The sequence below is a fragment of the Mesorhizobium sp. M7A.F.Ca.CA.004.04.2.1 genome (assembly GCF_004022825.1).
Classification (GTDB): Bacteria; Pseudomonadota; Alphaproteobacteria; order Rhizobiales; family Rhizobiaceae; genus Mesorhizobium.
The window spans coordinates 1-449 of the sequence record NZ_RZPH01001790.1; the positions used below are offsets into that span (position 1 = coordinate 1).

Genomic DNA, 449 nt, shown 5'->3' on the forward strand with positions numbered 1-449 from the left:
GTCTGGTTCTCGCTGTCGATCGGGCGCCGGCAGAATGCCGAGCCGCGCTGGCTGATCCCGATGCTGTGCCGCACCGGCAGCATCTCGAAGCGCGAGATCGGCGCCATCAAGATGCAGCCGGAAGAGACCTACGTGCAGATATCAGCCGACTGGGCCGACCGCTTCCTGGCCGCGATCGGTCCCGACCGCAAGCTGCAAGGCAACATCCTGGTGAAGCGGCTCGATGGTACGCCCGATCTTTCACGCGCCGGCTATCAGCCGCCAAGCCCCGACAAGAAGCCGCATCGCGGCAAGGCGCCGTTCGACCCCAACGCGCCGAAGCGCAAATTCGAAAAACGTGCACCGGCAGCAGTCGATCAGCGCCCGGCCGCCGCGCATGAGGCAAAGCCATGGGCGAAAAAGCCGGGCAAGCCGAAATTCGACACCACCGGCGCGCCCAAGCACAAGAA

The 449-nt window shown here is 65.3% G+C and carries 1 protein-coding gene; it reads left to right on the forward strand.

Features of this window, described 5'->3' with window-relative positions; translation table 11 throughout:
• On the forward strand, positions 1-449 hold a 449-nt coding region (locus tag EN893_RS37590; protein WP_206640288.1), incomplete at both ends, for a DbpA RNA binding domain-containing protein.